Here is a 16,218-nt window from a genome sequence, read left to right as displayed (position 1 = left end):
GCGGCTCCCGGTCTTCATCTCCCCTCTCCGGCCTGCGGACCTCGAAGGGTGGCACCTCGGCAACGGCCATGTCCGCTCGTACCCACACGAACCGAACAGGGTGGTGCAGACAGCCTCGAGCGTCCCGGGAGATATCCGCGCTGACCTCGACGACCGTCTCCGGAACGACCAGCGACACCTTCAGCTTCTGCTGTGATCCCCAACCGACAGAGAAGGACCGCCCGGCCCACGGGTGATCCGTCTGCACCGGGCGTAGGAAGCCGCCCGCACTTCGGGCCTGGGCGGCCGGCAAAGACGCTTGTACGTCCCGGATATCGCAGTCGTCCCTCCGAGTCGTGCCGGCCGAGCAGCAGGATCCCGGGGCGGCGTGGCGCTCCGGTGACCGCATCGACGATCATCTCGAGGGTGTCGCGCACGCGGAACCTCCGCCAGGAGTGCGCCCCTGGCCGATAGCTGACGGGCACAACGTCCAGGGCGCCGAGAGGCCCTTCCGCCGGAACAAGTCCTCCAGCGCGCACCGCCTTTCGACGTAGGGACGCTCAAGCAGGCTTCGGCCGTCCAGATGGAGCAGGTCGAAGGCAACATAGTGAGCCGGCCAGATGGCCGCGGCACGTTGCGCGGCGGCACCCCGTCGGTGCAGCCGCTGTGTGAGCCGCTCGAACGCGAGCCTGGTCTCCTCCCACACGACCAGTTCGTCGTCGAAGACGACGGAGCGGTCCAGCCGGCCGATGGCTTCGGTGATCTTGGGAAAGGCCGCGGCCAGCTCACCGTCCCTGCGAGCGCAGCACCGAGGAACCATCATCAGCCCGCGCTGCGAAGGCCCGGAAGCCGTCCCATTTCGGTTCGGCAAACCAATTCAACGGGAGGGCAAACGTCTCGAGGGGTGTCGCCGGCATCGGCTCGGCGGGAAGCTCGATTACATCAGAGGGGCTACCACAAACCCCTCACCGACCCAAGGAGGACACGAGGAAACTGGCTCGTCGAGAGGGGACAAACTCACCACGCCGAGATCACAAAGGTCCACCGGCGGAATGACGCTTTGTCGACCAACTGGCCCGTCGAAGCGTGGTGTTGTGAATGTGATACAAAGTTTGCCAAGTGCCGGATGAGCCATGCCGGGAACCGGGGTGTGTGCACCCCCGACACGACCGTCATGAGGAAGGTGCACTTCCGCGCTGGCGCGCGGCCGACTGGTGCAATGCCAACAGGTGTCAATGGTCAGTTTGTGCACCGGCGAAATGGCATCGCCCGCAGTATATGCCTAGCGTTGCCGATGCAAGCCCGGCCCCACCACCGGACGAGTGAGGCACAAGCCGAACTCGCCGGCAGGGAAGCCGAACAGGCCAGCGGCGAGCTGGCCCGGTGAGCGGGAATGAACGCGCCGCATGCACCAAGAGGCGGGCACCAGAGGGTGGCTCCAACCACCGTCTCGGCACCCCCTCTCGCCAGTACAAAACCAGGCCCCTGCCAGGGCCTGTACATAACGACTCTCAGCAGAGTCACCACCAGCAAATCTGACGAACCACTGGGGCCTTCCACCGGCCTGTTCGAGCACCTCGGCGGTGCTCAGAATAGATCAGTGCGCGGCGTGAGAACAGCGCGGCCGCTGGACTTTCATGAGAGAAGGCTCCCCGAGCCAGACGGGGCGAACTGCATGTCCTCCAAGCACGCGACGGACCAGCCGGCACCGCGCACCACAGTGACCGCTCACCGCCGATGCTCCTGGCCCAGCCGGACCGTACGAAGGACCTCGGCGCAGCCGGGCTGAGCGGCTAGCACCCGGCCACGCCCGACGGCGCGTCCGAGCGGGTCACGGATTTATCAGATCCATGGCCGGCCCTTCCGCTCGGGGAAGATCTGCTTCCCCCGAGCGAGCGGCGCGCAGCAGGAGCGAGGCGAGCTCCCAGCAGTTGCTCCTGCCGCACCGCAGTGAAGAACGATTGTGGCTCGCTGCTTCGAGGCATGTGTCGTAGCCAATACGCCCCCTGGCATCGCAAACCTCCCGGATCTCGTATATGAAGGAGCGCACCGGTGATCCACCCCCACCCAGAAGCGTCCAACTCTGACGAGTTCAAAGGCTTCAACGAAGCCCGGCGCATCATGTGCTGTCATGACGCTCGTGCCCGCGTGTACGAGCGGTTCGAGCAGACGAGCTTCATCGGTGACACGAACGTTGCAGCGGTCCACGTCAACAACACCACCAGGGCGGACCGTGTGTTCCTCAGGGCATTCGACAAGGCTGGCCAGCAGGTCGGCGTCGACACGCTCTATATCGACGAGCCGAATCAACACCTTGACATCGCACCCGAGTTCGACCACGACTTCACCGGCATGGACGTCGTGCCGGACTCGCAGCTTGACCAGGCCATCTCTCGCGAGAACGGCTGGGTTGTCAACCTGAAGGTACTGCGCGAGTACGACTCCTTGGCCGATCGCCGGGCCACGCAGCGCGCGGTGTTCCTGGCGCATCTGCAGGACATGATGAAGAACGGTGACGTCCGTGGATTCCTGTTTGGCCGGGGTGAGTCCGATGACACTGATGCGGCGTGAGAGACCACGACCTCGTACCGTCTGATCTCTGACGCTGTTACAGTGCTGCATTTTTCGCAACAGGGGAGGGGACCAGCACAGCTGATCCGGGCGTCGAACCCAGGCCGAGTGCTTTGCGGGGAGACATGCCGTGGACCGGCTCACGCCGGTCCCGGGTGACGCCTCGCGGTGAGCCCTACGGGGCCACGCAGCTCGTCTTCGGCACCTTCGACGTCCAGGAGCAGCAACCATGAGCAAACCGCTGAGCATGGAGGACCTCACGGTCAAGTTCCACAGCAGTCGCGTCGGCGTCTCCCACGTCGAGACCACGATCTGGCAGGCCCCTGAGGGAAGTCTCTACCGTGTCGTCCAGCGTCTGGACCCGACCGAGTTCGAGATCGCGACCCTCGTCCCCACCGGGTGGATCACGCTTCTGGCCCTGCAGACGCAGACGGCGTCGCCGACCAGGATGAAGCGATGAACTGCTGGCTGGACATCCAGAACCATCCCCCGACCTCGAGTAACGACTGGGTGGCAGAGCCCAGGACCGAAGCATGACCGCCTCCGCCGATTCCGGGCTCACACTGGACGACGTCCTCGATCTGAGCACAGCGCTCGATCTCGTCGATGCGAAGATCGAACTGCTCAGCGAGTACAAGCTCGAATACCCGCAGGACTACGCGCCGGATGACATCCGGTCCATGAACGACGAGGTCGAGCAGCTGCAGCAGCTGCGCACGCGACTGATGGACGTGCAGGCCCGCCGGGAAGCAGAGTCCTCCGCCTGAGAAGACGACGATGCCCTGACCGCCTCGTGGCGTTCAGGGCATCGAATCAGGCTCGGTAGGCGGCAGTGCCGCCCTGCCGGGTCGTCACACCGGCGGGATGAGCAGCGAGGCCCCCGCGTAGATGAGATCCGGATTCTGGATCTTGTTCGTCTCGACCAGGATGCCGATCGGCACCCCCGTCGTCCCCGAGATCGCGGTGAGCGTATCGCCTGGCCTGATGGTGTACGGCTTCGCCTCGGCCGGTGCACCCGATCCGTTGGGCTTGTCCTCGTCGCCGCGCCCCGGCGTCGGATCCTGACTCGCCCCGTTCTCGTCCTGCTTCCCCGTGCCGCCCTCGCTCGGCTGCTGGGCGCTGCCGCCTCCGGCGTTCTTCTCGCCGGGATGCACCGGTGCCTCGACCGGGGCGTGATGGCCCTGCAGTGCCTGGATGAAGCCGCCGTCGGACGTCGCGAGCTGCGTCAGGCCCCATCCGGCGAAGAGCGCCGCTCCGCCCGCCATGACGCTGGCGGCGATGACGGGTCCGTTGCCGAAGCCCATCGGGCCGGCGTGACTCCCGGCAGCTGCTCTCGTCTGCGCCGACGGCTTCAACGCCGTCCCCACTGGCCTCTGAATCGTAGCCGTCATCCCTGTCCCGACTCCTCTGCAAATAGCGCACACAACCATTCATGTTTGGCGTTGACATTCTACTCATATCCGAACAGAAGTTGATATAATAAGGGATTGGATGGCAGTCCGAATCCTGTCTGATAGCCCCCCCAATGGATCCCTGAGTCACCGACCGCCAGACCGAACGAAGGAACCGCATCACCATGGCCAACTACTCCGTCTCCGCCAGCCAGATCACCGAGGGTAAGAACGTCTTCATCCGCGGGAAGCTCGGCTTCGCCGTACTCGCCCGCCTCATCGAAGGCGGGGAGCTCGTTGCCAGCGACCAGCGCAAGACGAAGAACGGGATGAGCCCCGTCGGCAAGCCGCACACCACCGCGACGATCATTCACGCCGAGGTCCAGTTCGCCGATCCGAACAACCCCACCCTCGAAGAGCAGTTCGTCTCCGAGCGCCGCTACGACTCCCCGAAGCGGCCCGAAACCGGACCCAACTACTCCATCGACTCCAAGGGCAGCACCCTGCCGGTCATCGCGATCCCTTCTTCGAAGGGCGACGGCACCTACGACCGGGACGAGTCCGGCCAGGAGCTCGCGCAGGGCCTCGACGTCACGCTCGTGCTGCGCACCTACAAGCCGAAGAACTTCAACAACCGAGGCCTGGCCCTCGAGCAGGTGATCGTCCACGAGGCGCCGCGCTACTACAAGGCCGGCGGCATCGACCAGGCTGAGCTGGCTGCGCGTGGCATCGTGCTCAACGGCACGCCGCGTCCCGTTCAGGCCACTCCTGCCAGCGCTGCCCCTGCCGCCGCCGCCCCGGTGGCGACCGAGGTCGAGGACGGCCTGTCCTTCCCGGCCCCCCAACCGGCGTCCGCACCTGTGGCCGTGGCTGCGCCCGCCGCTGCTGCTCCTGTTCCGGTTGCTGTTGCGGCCGCAGCTCCGGCTCCTGCCCAGCAGGAGACCCTGGAGCAGAAGCTCGCGCGCCTTGAGGCCGAGAACGCCTCCCTCAAGGACGCCGGTTCGGCCGTGGGCGCGCCCGTGGCCACCGACCCCTGGAACGGCTCCAGCCCGGCCCAGCAGGCGGGGATCACCTACCAGGGCTGATCCACGCTGACCATCGATGAGACCCCCGTACTCGCATCCGTGCAGTACGGGGGTCCTGTCCTTCTCTTCCCCTCCTGACGCCTCCGACCGAAAGCGTGCGTCCCACGATGACTCCAGCCGACCCCCATGCCTGGTTCCCGCAGTTCTACGGCAACCCCGCGATCCGCACTCTCGCCAGTGCCTGTCGGTGGACCATCTCCGGACGGATCGGGGAAGAGGCCCCCGACGGTCCCACCAAGCCGCCGAAGCGCAAGGCCCCGATCGACGTACGGCACCTGCTCGCCGGCTGCACGTCCAGCTGCAAGCACGCCAGCCCACTGCGCGGAGCCTTCGCCCTGGACGAGACCTGCCTGCTCACCCTCGACGAACTCACCGCGGCGATACCGAACGCCGCGAACACCGCCTTCTACCTCCAGGCCCAGACTGACGGGCTGCTCGTCCTCGACATCGAGGCCGACTGCCCGCCAGGAGTGGCCACAGACCTGCTGCGGCTGCCGGGCATCCTCTACTCGGAGCTGTCGATGTCCGGCCAGGGCTTCCATCTCGTCATGCCGCTGCCGAAGAACTTCCACGACTTCCCCGTAGCCGCTGGCAAGCGCGTCCTGCGTGAGGAACACGGCTGGTACGAGCTGCTCCTGGACCACTGGTCGACCTTCACCCGCAAGCCGGTGCCCGATCGCATCGTCGCTCACGTCAACACAGCAACCAGTGTGCCGGCCTTCGCCTCCATCGAGGACGTCTACGCGCAGCTGGCCGTGAACGCCAGCGAGAGCTCCGGTGCTTCAGCATCGGCGGTCGACACCGCCGATGACATGCCCGACATCCCGTACTCGCAGGCGATCGTCGAGCAGGCCGTGGCCAGTGCACGCCATCAGCTGCGGGATCCCGGCGACTTCAACCACGACATGTCCCGCTGGGAGTTCTCGGTTCTCGCCTCGCTCTACGGCTGGATGCGGACGCAGTTGCGCGCCTACAGCGCCCTCGGCGTCGAGTACTCGACGGGCGACACCGCGTGGTTGCTCTACAAGGCGGCGGTCGATGTCATCCCTGCGCGCCCCAAACACAGCGAGCGGCGCAACGGCCGGCCCTTCCTCCTCGACCGGGCGGCTGCGCTCGTGGCCGACCGCGAGGCCCGTTCCTCGTCGACCAACTGACGCTCTGTGCCTGTGCCTGTGCCTGTTCCTGCTGCTGCTTCTGCTCCTGGTTCATCTGCTGCCTCCGGCAGCGGGTGGGGTGGGTGACCGGTGCTGCGGCGCGGCCGAGCACAGGTGGAGGACAGTGCTGGATCGCGCGGAGCGCGATCGGGTGGCGATGTGCAGCGGGGCTCCATCGCCACCCATGGCGGGGGTGCAGGTCTCCGCCAGGCTCCGACGGCGCAGCCCGCGCCACAGGACCGTTCACGGCCTATGCAGCCTCGGCGACGCCGAGAGCAGCAGCGCCGTCCTCCGACATCTCTTGTCCCTCTCTTCCTTGCCCACGCACAGAAAAGACGTCGACATGAAGTTCAACGACACCCTGACGACCCTCATCAAGCAGTCCCTTGAGGTCGGCGCGACGCCCGCTCTCATGGGCGAACCCGGCATCGGCAAGTCCAGCTTCGTCGAGGACCTGGCCTACTCCATGGGCACGCAGGCATTCACGCTGCCGTGCAACCAGCTCGCCGACAAGGCCGACCTCACCGGTGCGCGCCTGGTGCCGTACACCAAGGACGACGGCACGCAGAGCTACAAGCAGGTCTTCTACCCGCACCAGGTGATCCAGGAGTGCATCGACTACGCCGAGAAGAACCCGCGCGAGTGGCCGATCCTCTTCCTCGACGAGATCAACCGCACCACCTCCGACGTCACCTCCGGCGCGCTGACCCTGGTCACGCTGCGCCGCATGGGGTACGTCGAGCTGCCCAAGAACGTCCGCATCGTCGTGGCCGGCAACGACAGGGGCAACGTCACCTCGCTCGACGAGGCAAGCCTGTCCCGCTTCGCGATCTTTCACGTCGAGCCCGACGCCGCCACCCTCATGTCCGTCCTCGGCGACAACATCAACCCCTGGGTGAAGACGGTGCTCACGCAGTACCCAGGGCTCATCTTCCAGAAGTCGACGCCCGAGGCCATCGTCGCCGACGGCCAGGACGACGACGACAACGGCAACGTCACGATGGCCGATCTGTTCGACGGCGGCGAGGAGATGAACCAGCTCACCACGCCGCGCACCATCGACAACCTGTCGAAGTGGCTCAACGCGGCCGACCCGCAGCAGCTGGCGCAGTACCTGGCCACCCCGATCCAGATCGGCGACCGCGAGACCTCACTTCTGAACGAGGCCATCGAGGCCTACGTCGGGGACACCATGTTCACCACGCAGCTCGTGGCCACCATCGCCCAGGACCTGGCGAACAACGTCGGCGGCGTGCAGCAGAACCGGGTGAACGTCCCGAAGCCGAACTGCTACCAGAGCCTGAAGGCCGCAGCGACCATGACCGACATGGCCGCGGTCATCGTGACGCTGACCGACAACGAGAAGTCCGGGTCGCTGCTGTACGCGCTCAAGGAGAGCAAGGACAACGCCCGCCTCATCGAGCAGCTGGCCCAGGCCATCACCCAGATCGAGCCGGAGCACACGCGCACACTCATCGAGATGGTGACCAGCCAGCAGATCGACCGCCAGAACCTCGAGGCCTTCATGGAGATCGACGCTCCGATCGTCAACCAGGCCAAGCCGGTCCTCTCGGCCTTCCTCTGATCGCTCGCTCACCGGTGGTGGGGACTGCGGCGGGCTGCCGTCCTTGCTGCAACCCCCCACCGCCGGCGGCGCTCTGCCGCTGCCTTGTCCTCAGAAGGAGACCACGACCCATGACGATCACCGTCACGAACCAGAAGCCGGCCGTACTCGACGCACTGCACACCATCTCGTGCACCGGTGATTACGACCCGATGCCGGCGATCAGGCAGACCCTCATCGACCCGCTGCTGGAGCCGTTGAACCCCAACGCCCCGGCGAGCATCACCGACGCCCAGGGCGCTGATCTGACGGGGGACATCCCGGATCTGGTTCTGAGCTGCCTCGGCGACACGCTGAACGTGGCCAGCGAGCAGACCGTCAAGGAGCTGCTCGGGCAGACCCTGATCAATTTCGACCAAGGCACGCCGCTGCCGGTCGCAGAGCTCTTCGCCGTCCAGGCCGGGCAGCAGAACAAGATGCCCGCGCCCTCCCCGCGGGTGCTCTACACCGCGCAGGCTGATGTCCTCCCTGCCGCGAAGGCTCTGCTGGCGGGGACCGGCGACGAGAGCGCCTTCTTCGCCTCGATCGCCTACACCTTCAACCCCGACACCCTCGGGTTCTGGTTCCAGTCCTCCGCGGCCTTCGACGACTTCAAGATCTGGCTGGCCCAGCAGACTCAGACGATGGCCAGTGCGTTGCCGCCGGCCACCACCAAGCTGCTCAACGACTTCACGGCCCTGTCCCTGAAGGGGCTCACCGAGTCGCTGCTGGTGCGCAAGGACGACTCTGACGCCAACGATGAGCACTCCTTCGCCCGCGTGCTCGTGCACATGCTCATGAACTACGTCGAGCAGCAGCGGGCCCAGGCCAGCCAGCAGAACACCGCCCTGGACACCGGCGTCCTGCCGTTCACGGTCGGGGAGCTGTTCTGCCCGCGCTCCCTCGTCCTGGTCAACGTCGAGGCCCATGCCCGGGCCACCGCGGCGAAGATCACGGGGGAGTGGAACCTCGTCAACCAGTCGCTGGCCTCGCCGGTGAAGGTCGTCTCGAACGCGTCGCTGTCCAAGCTCACCTCGCTGCCGCGGGCCGCAGCCCGGGCCGCCGCCATGGGCGCCAAACAGCAGTCGGGTCAACCCGGCAGCCGTAGCGCCCAGGTGGCGTTCCGCAAGCAGCCGCCGAGCAAGCTCGACCTGTTCAAGGACATCACCCGCGTGCTGCGCCGGATGGGCAAGGTCAACAAGTCGCAGAACATCTTCCGCACGACGAGCGCGACCTTCCTCAAGGCCAACCGCCGGAACCCGGACGACTTCAACAAGCCCGGCCGGATCACCTCGGTGCAGTACATGCCCGACCTGCACATCTACATCGACACCTCCGGTTCGATCTCCGAGGAGAACTACCAGGAGGCGGTCATGATGCTCATCCGGATCGCCAAGAAGCTCAACATCAACCTGTACTTCAACTCGTTCAGCCACTTCCTGTCCCAGGAGGTGATGCTGCGCACGGAGAACAAGTCGACGGCTCAGATCTGGAAGGAGTTCCGCAGGATCCCGAAGGTGTCGGGCGGAACCGAGTACACGCAGATCTGGCGGTACATCAACGCCAGCCGCGTGCGCCAGCGCAGGCTCTCGCTCATGGTCACCGACTTCGACTGGCTGCCGCCGTCCACGCGCCAGGACCACCCGAAGAACCTGTACTACGCACCGTGCTCCGCCATGGACTGGCCGTACATGGTGGACCTGGCAAAACGCTACGCCGACTCGATGCAGCACATCGATCCGAGCATCCGGCAGAGGCTCCTCGGCATGGTCGTCTGACCCTGCTGCCCCAAGAACCGCCAAGAGCGGTGCCGTGCAACCCACTCCCCTGGCCGGCATCGCTCTTGGCGACCCCTGACTTTCTCTCTCGTCCATCCAATCCCTACTCGGCCGCACCAAAGGAACCCCTGATGCGAATCCCCACGGATGTGCTCGCGGTTCTGTCAGACCGCACCAAGATTGACGGCCATCGCATGGCGCTCGTCGGCCCCCGCTTGACTCCCGCCCTGCACCAGCGCGTCAACGAGGTCCTCGAAGCGGCCGGCGGTCGATGGCCGAAGACCGAGGGTGCGCACCTCTTTCCCGTCCACGCCGCCGAGGCGCTCGCCCCAGTGCTCGCCACTGGTGAAGTCGTGACCCTGGGGGAGAAACGCACCCTCGCTCAGTACTTCCCCACACCCGACCCCGTTGTCGGCCGGCTCATCGCTCTGACTGACCTTGAACTCGGCATGACGGTGCTGGAACCATCTGCTGGCTCCGGTGCCATAGCCACAGCCGCAGCAGCCCGCGGTGCGATCGTGGACTGCATCGAACGGGACCCCGGATACGCCACCGTCCTGTCCGATACGCATGTGGCGCGCCGGGTGCAGGTCGCTGACTTCCTCACCATCCCTGCCGAACCTCGCTTCGACCGGGTGCTGATGAACCCACCGTTCACCCGTGGCACCGACATGGCCCACGTCACCCACGCCCTACGGTTCCTGAAGCCGAATGGGCTGCTGGTGTCGGTCATGTCGTGGACCGTCACTGAACAGACCGGCAGCACCACAGCCTTCCGAAAGCTCGTGGAACAGCGCGGTGGTCTCGTCGAAGCACTTCCGGCCCGGGCGTTCTCGCAGTCCGGGACGACCGTCGACACCGTCCTCGTCACCATTCCTGCCACCCGTCCAGCCGACGCGCAGCCCACGATCTGGCCCGTGCGCGACCTCTCTGCGCAGGACGTGGAGGAACTCGGAAACCCGGCCGATATCGCTGCGGAGATCGTCGCTGATCTTCGCAAGGCGGTCGCCGCTTTCGAAGAGGTTGCCGCCGCGCTCACCAAGCCCTGCGCCCACCACCGTGCCAGGCGATACCGAGGTCAGCTGACCATGCCACTCCTCGAAAACCGTCAAGAGCAGTGCCGCCTTTGACGACCCCTGACTTTCCCTCTCACTCATCCATATCCCTGCTCGGGACACCGTGGCGCGTCCACCCAGCGCGCCACCATGCCGAGCGACCCGCACCGAAGGAGGACCCGGTGGGTCTCAGCAACTTCACACCCGGCGGCTCCGACGACGACAAGGGCAACGGCGGTGGCGGCAGCTTTCCTCCGCAGTTCCCGTCTGTGGCCTTGCCGTCCAGCGGTGGCAGCGCCGATGACGTCAATGAGCTCCTCGTCGACTACAACGAGAAGTTCAAGAACGCCGATCCGACCATGTTCCGTGACACGCTCATCGGGCAGGTCCTCTCGGTCATCATCAGCAAGACCAAGCCCAACGCTCTGCTGGTCGGTTCCGCCGGTGTCGGCAAGACGAAGATCGTCGAGGACATTGCACGGCGCATCGCGCTCGGCGACGCCCTCATTCCCGACCAGCTCAAGGACTACACGATCTACGAGCTGCCCATCACCAACATCATCGCCGGGACCGGCATAGTCGGCTCGCTGGAGGAGAAGGTCAAGGCGATCGTCGAGTTCGCCTCGGACCCCAGGAACAAGGCCATCCTGTTCATGGACGAGATCCACCAGATCACCGGAGGGTCCGGCAGCCATGGCGACGCCGTCGGCCGCAAGATCTCGCAGATCCTCAAGCCGGCCCTGGCCCGCGGCGACATGTCCGTCATCGGTGCGACCACCAGCACGGAGTCTCGTGCCTTCGATGAGGACCCGGCCTTCGCCCGCCGTTTCACCCGGCTCATCGTCGACGAGCTGAGCGTGGAGCAGACGCTGGCCGTGATGACCACGGTCCGGCCCGGCCTGATGGCGCACTACCGTCACCAGATCGGGGTCTCCGACGACGTCCTGACCTCGGTGGTGCAGATCGCCGAAGCGAACTCCCGGGCTGGCCAGCACCGTCCGGACAACGCCATCACGCTGCTCGACCGGGCGATGGCTGACCGGGTCCTGGAGCAGAAGAAGCTCATCGTCCAGGCCGAGCTCGCCGGCGACACGGTACTCGCGCAGGCCTTGCGGTCCATCCCGCAGGTGCCGCTGACGAGCACCCGTGTGCTCGATGTGGCCAAGCGCCTGATGACCGGGAACGCCCAGCGCAAGGACCTCGACGTCGCCGCGCTGAGCGCCACGCTCACCAGCCGCCTGCAGGGCCAGGACGACGTGCTCGCCAAGCTCACGGACCGTCTGGCCCGCGAAGAGCTCGACCTGTTCCCGACGAAGACGCCCACGACGTGGCTGTTCGCCGGGGCCTCGGGTGTGGGTAAGACCGAGGCGGTCAAGATCATCGCTGAGGAGACGACCGGCACCGAGCCGATCATCCTCAACATGACCGAATTCCACAGCGAGTGGTCGACGTCGAAGATCATCGGCGCACCTCCCGGCTATGTCGGATCGGACTCCAACCAGGAGCTCCCGTTCGACACGCTGGAGTCCAATCCCCACCGGGTGATCCTGCTCGACGAGTTTGAGAAGGCTGACAAGGCCGTGCAGCGCCTGTTCCTCTCGGCGTTCGATGAGGGCTACATCCGCAATGCCCACGGCAAGATGCTGGACTTCTCCAAGGCCCTGGTCATCTGCACGACCAACGCCGCCCGTGATTCGCTCGACGGCAAGATGATCGGCTTCGGCAACAACCCGAAGACCATCTCGAACCAGAGCCTCAACAAGGCACTGGAGCAGTTCTTCGACGCCGAGCTGCTGGGCCGGTTCTCACTGGTCGTGGGGTTCAATCCCATCGACCGGCAGATCTACCGGCAGATCATGGCCGCCGACTACGAGCGGCAGCGTGAACGGATCGTCGAGGCCAAGCCGCGGCTGGCCCAGGCGCTGCCCGCGTCGATGCCCGACGACGAGCTGCGCGCCATCGAAGAGACCACCTACGTGGACTCCCAGGGTGCGCGGCCGGCGCGCAAGGCTGTTCGCACCTGGATCGAGGACTACCTGCTCGCTGCCCAGACCGGCGGCACAGCCTCGGCATCCCCCTCGGATGACTGAGCAGCCGTCCACATCGCACCGAGCGCTCCTGTTCCGGAACCTCCGGAACAGGAGCGCTCGGCGTACCTCACCCCCACGCCCTCATTGCTCAGAAAGGGGGACAGCCATGTCCACCATGCTCCCCGAACCTCTGCTCCAAGAGCACCGAAAGCGAGCCATGGAGCTCTCTGCCGCGGCCCGAGCGAACCTCGCCACCCATGTCCGGAGCGCCGATGAACTCCGCGAACTGGGCCTCATGCTCGGCCTGGTCGAGGTCGATCCCGCAGGATCCCTCGTCACGGCCTGTCCCTGGGATCTCGATGCCGGCGATGCTGCCGTCGATGGAAGCGGCCGGCGCTCGGAGTCGACCTCGAGGTGAGGTGAGCTGCCGCTGATGAACGACCGCGCGCCTGGGTAGCGCGCGGTGTCCGGGGCGTGGCTTCGCCACGTACCCCGGACTCAGGGGCCTAACGGCCCCTGACGGGTGGGTTGAGAGGAACACGGGCGGGGCTCGTCGGCTGACGAGAGCCCCGCCCGTGTTCGTACCTGCGCCCATGCCCCAGCCCTGTCGCCGCGCTCTTCGCTCGCTTTCGAGCATTCGACTGACTATTCACCTCTTGTCATAGTTGCTGTGCGACGCTATTCATTCTTTCTCTCAATCCGCCTCTCGACCCATTGGAGAAAGGCAACGACATGCCTGTCCTGCTTGATGACCTCGACCTCTCGGCCGATGCCGTTGCTCAGAAGGCCGTCGACCCGAAGTTCTTCTCCTCGAAGCTCACCGGCAACGGCAAGAAGATCGGCCTGCTCAACGAGTCCCTGCTGCCGATCAACACTGCCACCAACACCGCCTACGCCATGGCCACCGACATCGAGGTCAAGCAGAGCTCGACGCAGCACGACATCACCACGACGTCGATCCCGCTCGCGCCGATCACGCGCCGCGCCCTGAACGCCGGCGGGTCCTTCACCCTGCCGAGCCCGCACGCCGACGACCGCTTCGCTGTCGACACCGCGTCCAGCCGATTCGACGACTGGGACGTCGTCTTCGACATGACCCCGCAGGCCCTCGTGTTCTACGAGGACAAGTCCGGCGACAAGTCCACGCGCGACCTCGTCATCCAGTACCGGATGGAGCTGTACTTCTTCAAGAAGGGGCTGCCAGAGCCGGAGTACGCGACCGCCGTCCCGCGCTCGGCCGGCTACGGCAACCACGCCGCCGCCGTCTTCCTGCAGTGGGACACCAGCCCGCTGGAGAACGCCCGTGACTACGTCCAGGACGTGCTCACACCCGCCGGCCTGACGGCCTCCAACCTCGGCGATGAGTTCGACGAGTGGATGCGCCAGTACTCGATCTACGAGCGCATCACGCGCCTGGCCCAGATCTGGGACTCCGAGGCGATCGCCGACGAGGTCTGCCGCTACATCCAGGACATGCCCGCGGGCCCGACGGAGCAGCAGCTGAACATGCTCGCCGTCCAGCTGCGCTACCTGGAGAACTACAACGTCCCGCTGGAGGCCTACCGCCAGATCCACAAGCAGCTGGATGCGACCTTCTCCGGCCAGATCGCCACGAAGCTGTCGAAGCAGAACCTCAGCCTGCTGATGAACCACACGCTCGACCACCTGGAGCAGATGAAGCCTCAGCTGATCGTGCCTGCGCAGCCGGCCACGCCTCCGAATCTGCCGCCCCACCTGTCCAAGCAGCAACTCGACGCGCTCACCACGCACGAGCCGCTGGTGATGACGCAGGCGGGAGCCGGCACCGGCAAGTCGACCGTGATCCTCGAACGGATCAAGTACCTCGAAGCCTGCGGCGTCCCCGCCTCGGACATCACGGTGCTCTCGTTCACCAACGCCGCAGCCGACAACATTACGGAGAAGAACCCGGACGTCGGCTCGATGACGATCGCCAAGATGATCATCGACATCTACTCGATGAACCACCCGAGGCACAAGGTCTCGGCGATCGACACCATCATCAACTCGATCGACATCTTCTACCCGAACAGCCAGTTCGCGGCGACGTTCCGCCACCGCCTGCTGGAGGTCGACCAGAACAGGACCGCTGCCTTCACGGCCCTGAACACCTTCGTCGAGAGTCACTTCGACGAGGTGATCGCCCTGCTCGACCGCATCGAGCAGACGTCGCTGGAGCTGCAGATCATCATCTGCTACCAGAAGATCGACGACATGGCCGAGCCGGCCCACGTGCAGTCGAAGTACCTCATCATCGACGAGGTGCAGGACAACAGCGTGTTTGAGTTCATCTACGTGCTGAAGTACATCACCAAGCACGCTCAGTCCCTGTTCATCGTCGGCGATGCCTCACAGACGCTGTACGAGTTCCGCTCAGCGAACCCGCGCGCGCTCAACACGCTGGAGGGCTCGGGGGTCTTCGCGACCTTCAAGCTCACGACGAACTACCGGAGCAACCAGGAGATCCTGGACTTCGCGAACGTCGTGCTCGGCGGGCTGGAGACCAACCAGTTCGCCAACATCCAGCTGCAGGCGAACTCGCTCGCAGTGCCTACGGCGGACTCGTTCCAGGAGAAGGTCACCCTGGAGTACCACGAGGTGGCCAGACTCACCGGGTTCGTCACCCAGGACCTGCAGGCGATCGTGCGCAACACGGTCATCCCCGACTACGTGGACAAGTGCCTGGACCGGGGCGAGCAGGTGGCCTTCCTGGCCTACTCGCGCCGCGAGGTGTCCTTGATCCAGGATGTGCTCGAAAAGCGCTACCCGGACCGCCACATCGCCTCTCTGGTCAGCGATCGCGTCTACGCCACGGACATCTTCTCGAAGTACATCAAGTTCTTCTGGAACGACGTCCTGCAGGCACCGCCGGCCAACGCCGCGTTCGTGGTCTCCCAGGGGATCAAGGACAACATGGACAAGCTGACAAAGAACGCTGCCAACGCCAGCGTTGAGAAGGCGATCCTGCGCACGATCTCCGAGTGGTGGATCGAGAACAGCGCGACCATCAACGGCTGGGTCACGCTCTGCCACCAGGGCACGCTCACGCACAAGGCGTTCTTCGATCGGCTGCGCGACAACCTGCTCTCCTTCGAGATCCAGCGGAACCAGCAGAAGCTGAACATCAACAAGCAGAAGAACCAGCAGCGCAAGCGGAAGAACCTCGAGTCCAAGGCCGACCTGGTCGTTTCGACGATCCACGGTGCCAAGGGTCTCGAATTCGACAACGCTGTCGTCCTCTACAGGGAGGACACGAAGATGACCCAGGACGTCAAGCGGATGTTCTACGTCGCCTTCACCCGTGCCATGAAGAGCCAGTACGTACTCGGCTACGGCACCGTGAAGAACCCGCCGATCCAGAGCAGTTACGAGCAGATCGTGACGGCTCTGACCGAGCGCGACAAGAAGAACGCCGCTCGCGCCCTCGGCATCGATCCGGACCTCCTGGACGACAACGACAGCGCTGCTCCCGGCAGCGCCGACGATCGCTCTGCGGTCACTGCGGCCGTCTGACCAACCGCCGCCACCCCATGCCGCAGGGGCGGGTGTTCTCG

General features: G+C 65.5%; 13 protein-coding genes. 11 read left to right on the top strand and 2 right to left on the bottom strand.

Annotation, left to right across the window (positions count from 1 at the left end):
- Positions 1 to 394 precede the first annotated feature (394 nt).
- On the bottom strand, positions 395 to 799 hold the full coding sequence (locus QCN29_RS23120) for an ATP-dependent DNA ligase (RefSeq protein WP_279930542.1): 405 nt from the start codon (positions 797 to 799) through the stop codon (positions 395 to 397).
- Positions 800 to 2,031: 1,232 nt separating this feature from the next.
- Here QCN29_RS23120 and QCN29_RS23115 point away from each other — a divergent pair.
- The 3 genes from QCN29_RS23115 to QCN29_RS23105 all read left to right on the top strand — a co-directional run bounded on the left by QCN29_RS23115 (position 2,032) and on the right by QCN29_RS23105 (position 3,317).
- On the top strand, positions 2,032 to 2,550 hold the full coding sequence (locus QCN29_RS23115; RefSeq protein ID WP_279930519.1) for a hypothetical protein: 519 nt from the start codon (positions 2,032 to 2,034) through the stop codon (positions 2,548 to 2,550).
- Positions 2,551 to 2,779: 229 nt separating this feature from the next.
- Positions 2,780 to 3,010 (top strand): hypothetical protein, encoded by a 231-nt coding sequence (locus tag QCN29_RS23110; protein WP_279930518.1) that lies wholly within the window; start codon positions 2,780 to 2,782, stop codon positions 3,008 to 3,010.
- A 73-nt stretch (positions 3,011 to 3,083) separates the two neighbouring features.
- Positions 3,084 to 3,317 carry a hypothetical protein gene (locus tag QCN29_RS23105; RefSeq protein ID WP_279930517.1) on the top strand — a complete coding sequence of 78 codons (234 nt, stop codon included), beginning with the start codon at positions 3,084 to 3,086 and terminating at the stop codon, positions 3,315 to 3,317.
- An 84-nt stretch (positions 3,318 to 3,401) separates the two neighbouring features.
- Here the strand turns inward: QCN29_RS23105 and QCN29_RS23100 are convergent, their stop codons facing one another.
- On the bottom strand, positions 3,402 to 3,854 hold the full coding sequence (locus QCN29_RS23100) for a LysM peptidoglycan-binding domain-containing protein (protein ID WP_279930516.1): 453 nt from the start codon (positions 3,852 to 3,854) through the stop codon (positions 3,402 to 3,404).
- Positions 3,855 to 4,126: 272 nt separating this feature from the next.
- Between QCN29_RS23100 and QCN29_RS23095 the strand changes: the two genes are divergently transcribed.
- The 8 genes from QCN29_RS23095 (at position 4,127) to QCN29_RS23060 (ending at position 16,177) form a co-directional block, all read left to right on the top strand.
- Positions 4,127 to 5,026, top strand: a complete 900-nt coding sequence (locus tag QCN29_RS23095) for a hypothetical protein (protein ID WP_279930514.1) — start codon at positions 4,127 to 4,129, stop codon at positions 5,024 to 5,026.
- Between the two features lie 107 nt (positions 5,027 to 5,133).
- Positions 5,134 to 6,180: a hypothetical protein gene (locus tag QCN29_RS23090; protein ID WP_279930513.1), complete on the top strand. Its 1,047-nt coding sequence runs from the start codon at positions 5,134 to 5,136 to the stop codon at positions 6,178 to 6,180.
- 343 nt (positions 6,181 to 6,523) lie between these two features.
- The gene (locus QCN29_RS23085; protein WP_279930512.1) at positions 6,524 to 7,765 is read left to right on the top strand and encodes a MoxR family ATPase; all 1,242 of its coding nucleotides are present in this window, start codon (positions 6,524 to 6,526) and stop codon (positions 7,763 to 7,765) included.
- Positions 7,766 to 7,875: 110 nt separating this feature from the next.
- On the top strand, positions 7,876 to 9,561 hold the full coding sequence (locus tag QCN29_RS23080; RefSeq protein ID WP_279930510.1) for a vWA domain-containing protein: 1,686 nt from the start codon (positions 7,876 to 7,878) through the stop codon (positions 9,559 to 9,561).
- 131 nt (positions 9,562 to 9,692) lie between these two features.
- Positions 9,693 to 10,691 (top strand): DNA methyltransferase family protein, encoded by a 999-nt coding sequence (locus tag QCN29_RS23075; RefSeq protein WP_279930508.1) that lies wholly within the window; start codon positions 9,693 to 9,695, stop codon positions 10,689 to 10,691.
- Between the two features lie 107 nt (positions 10,692 to 10,798).
- A complete protein-coding gene (locus QCN29_RS23070) occupies positions 10,799 to 12,706 on the top strand; it encodes an AAA family ATPase (RefSeq protein ID WP_279930507.1) in 1,908 nt (635 codons plus the stop codon).
- A gap of 106 nt (positions 12,707 to 12,812) precedes the next feature.
- Positions 12,813 to 13,064, top strand: a complete 252-nt coding sequence (locus tag QCN29_RS23065) for a hypothetical protein (RefSeq protein ID WP_279930506.1) — start codon at positions 12,813 to 12,815, stop codon at positions 13,062 to 13,064.
- Positions 13,065 to 13,378: 314 nt separating this feature from the next.
- Complete coding sequence (locus QCN29_RS23060) at positions 13,379 to 16,177, top strand: ATP-dependent helicase (protein WP_279930505.1); 2,799 nt, start codon at positions 13,379 to 13,381, stop codon at positions 16,175 to 16,177.
- Positions 16,178 to 16,218: the final 41 nt, after the last annotated feature.

The sequence above is a fragment of the Streptomyces chengmaiensis genome (genome assembly GCF_029846775.1).
GTDB lineage: Bacteria > Actinomycetota > Actinomycetes > Streptomycetales > Streptomycetaceae > Streptomyces > Streptomyces chengmaiensis.
This window is presented reverse-complemented; position numbering and strand designations above follow the sequence as displayed.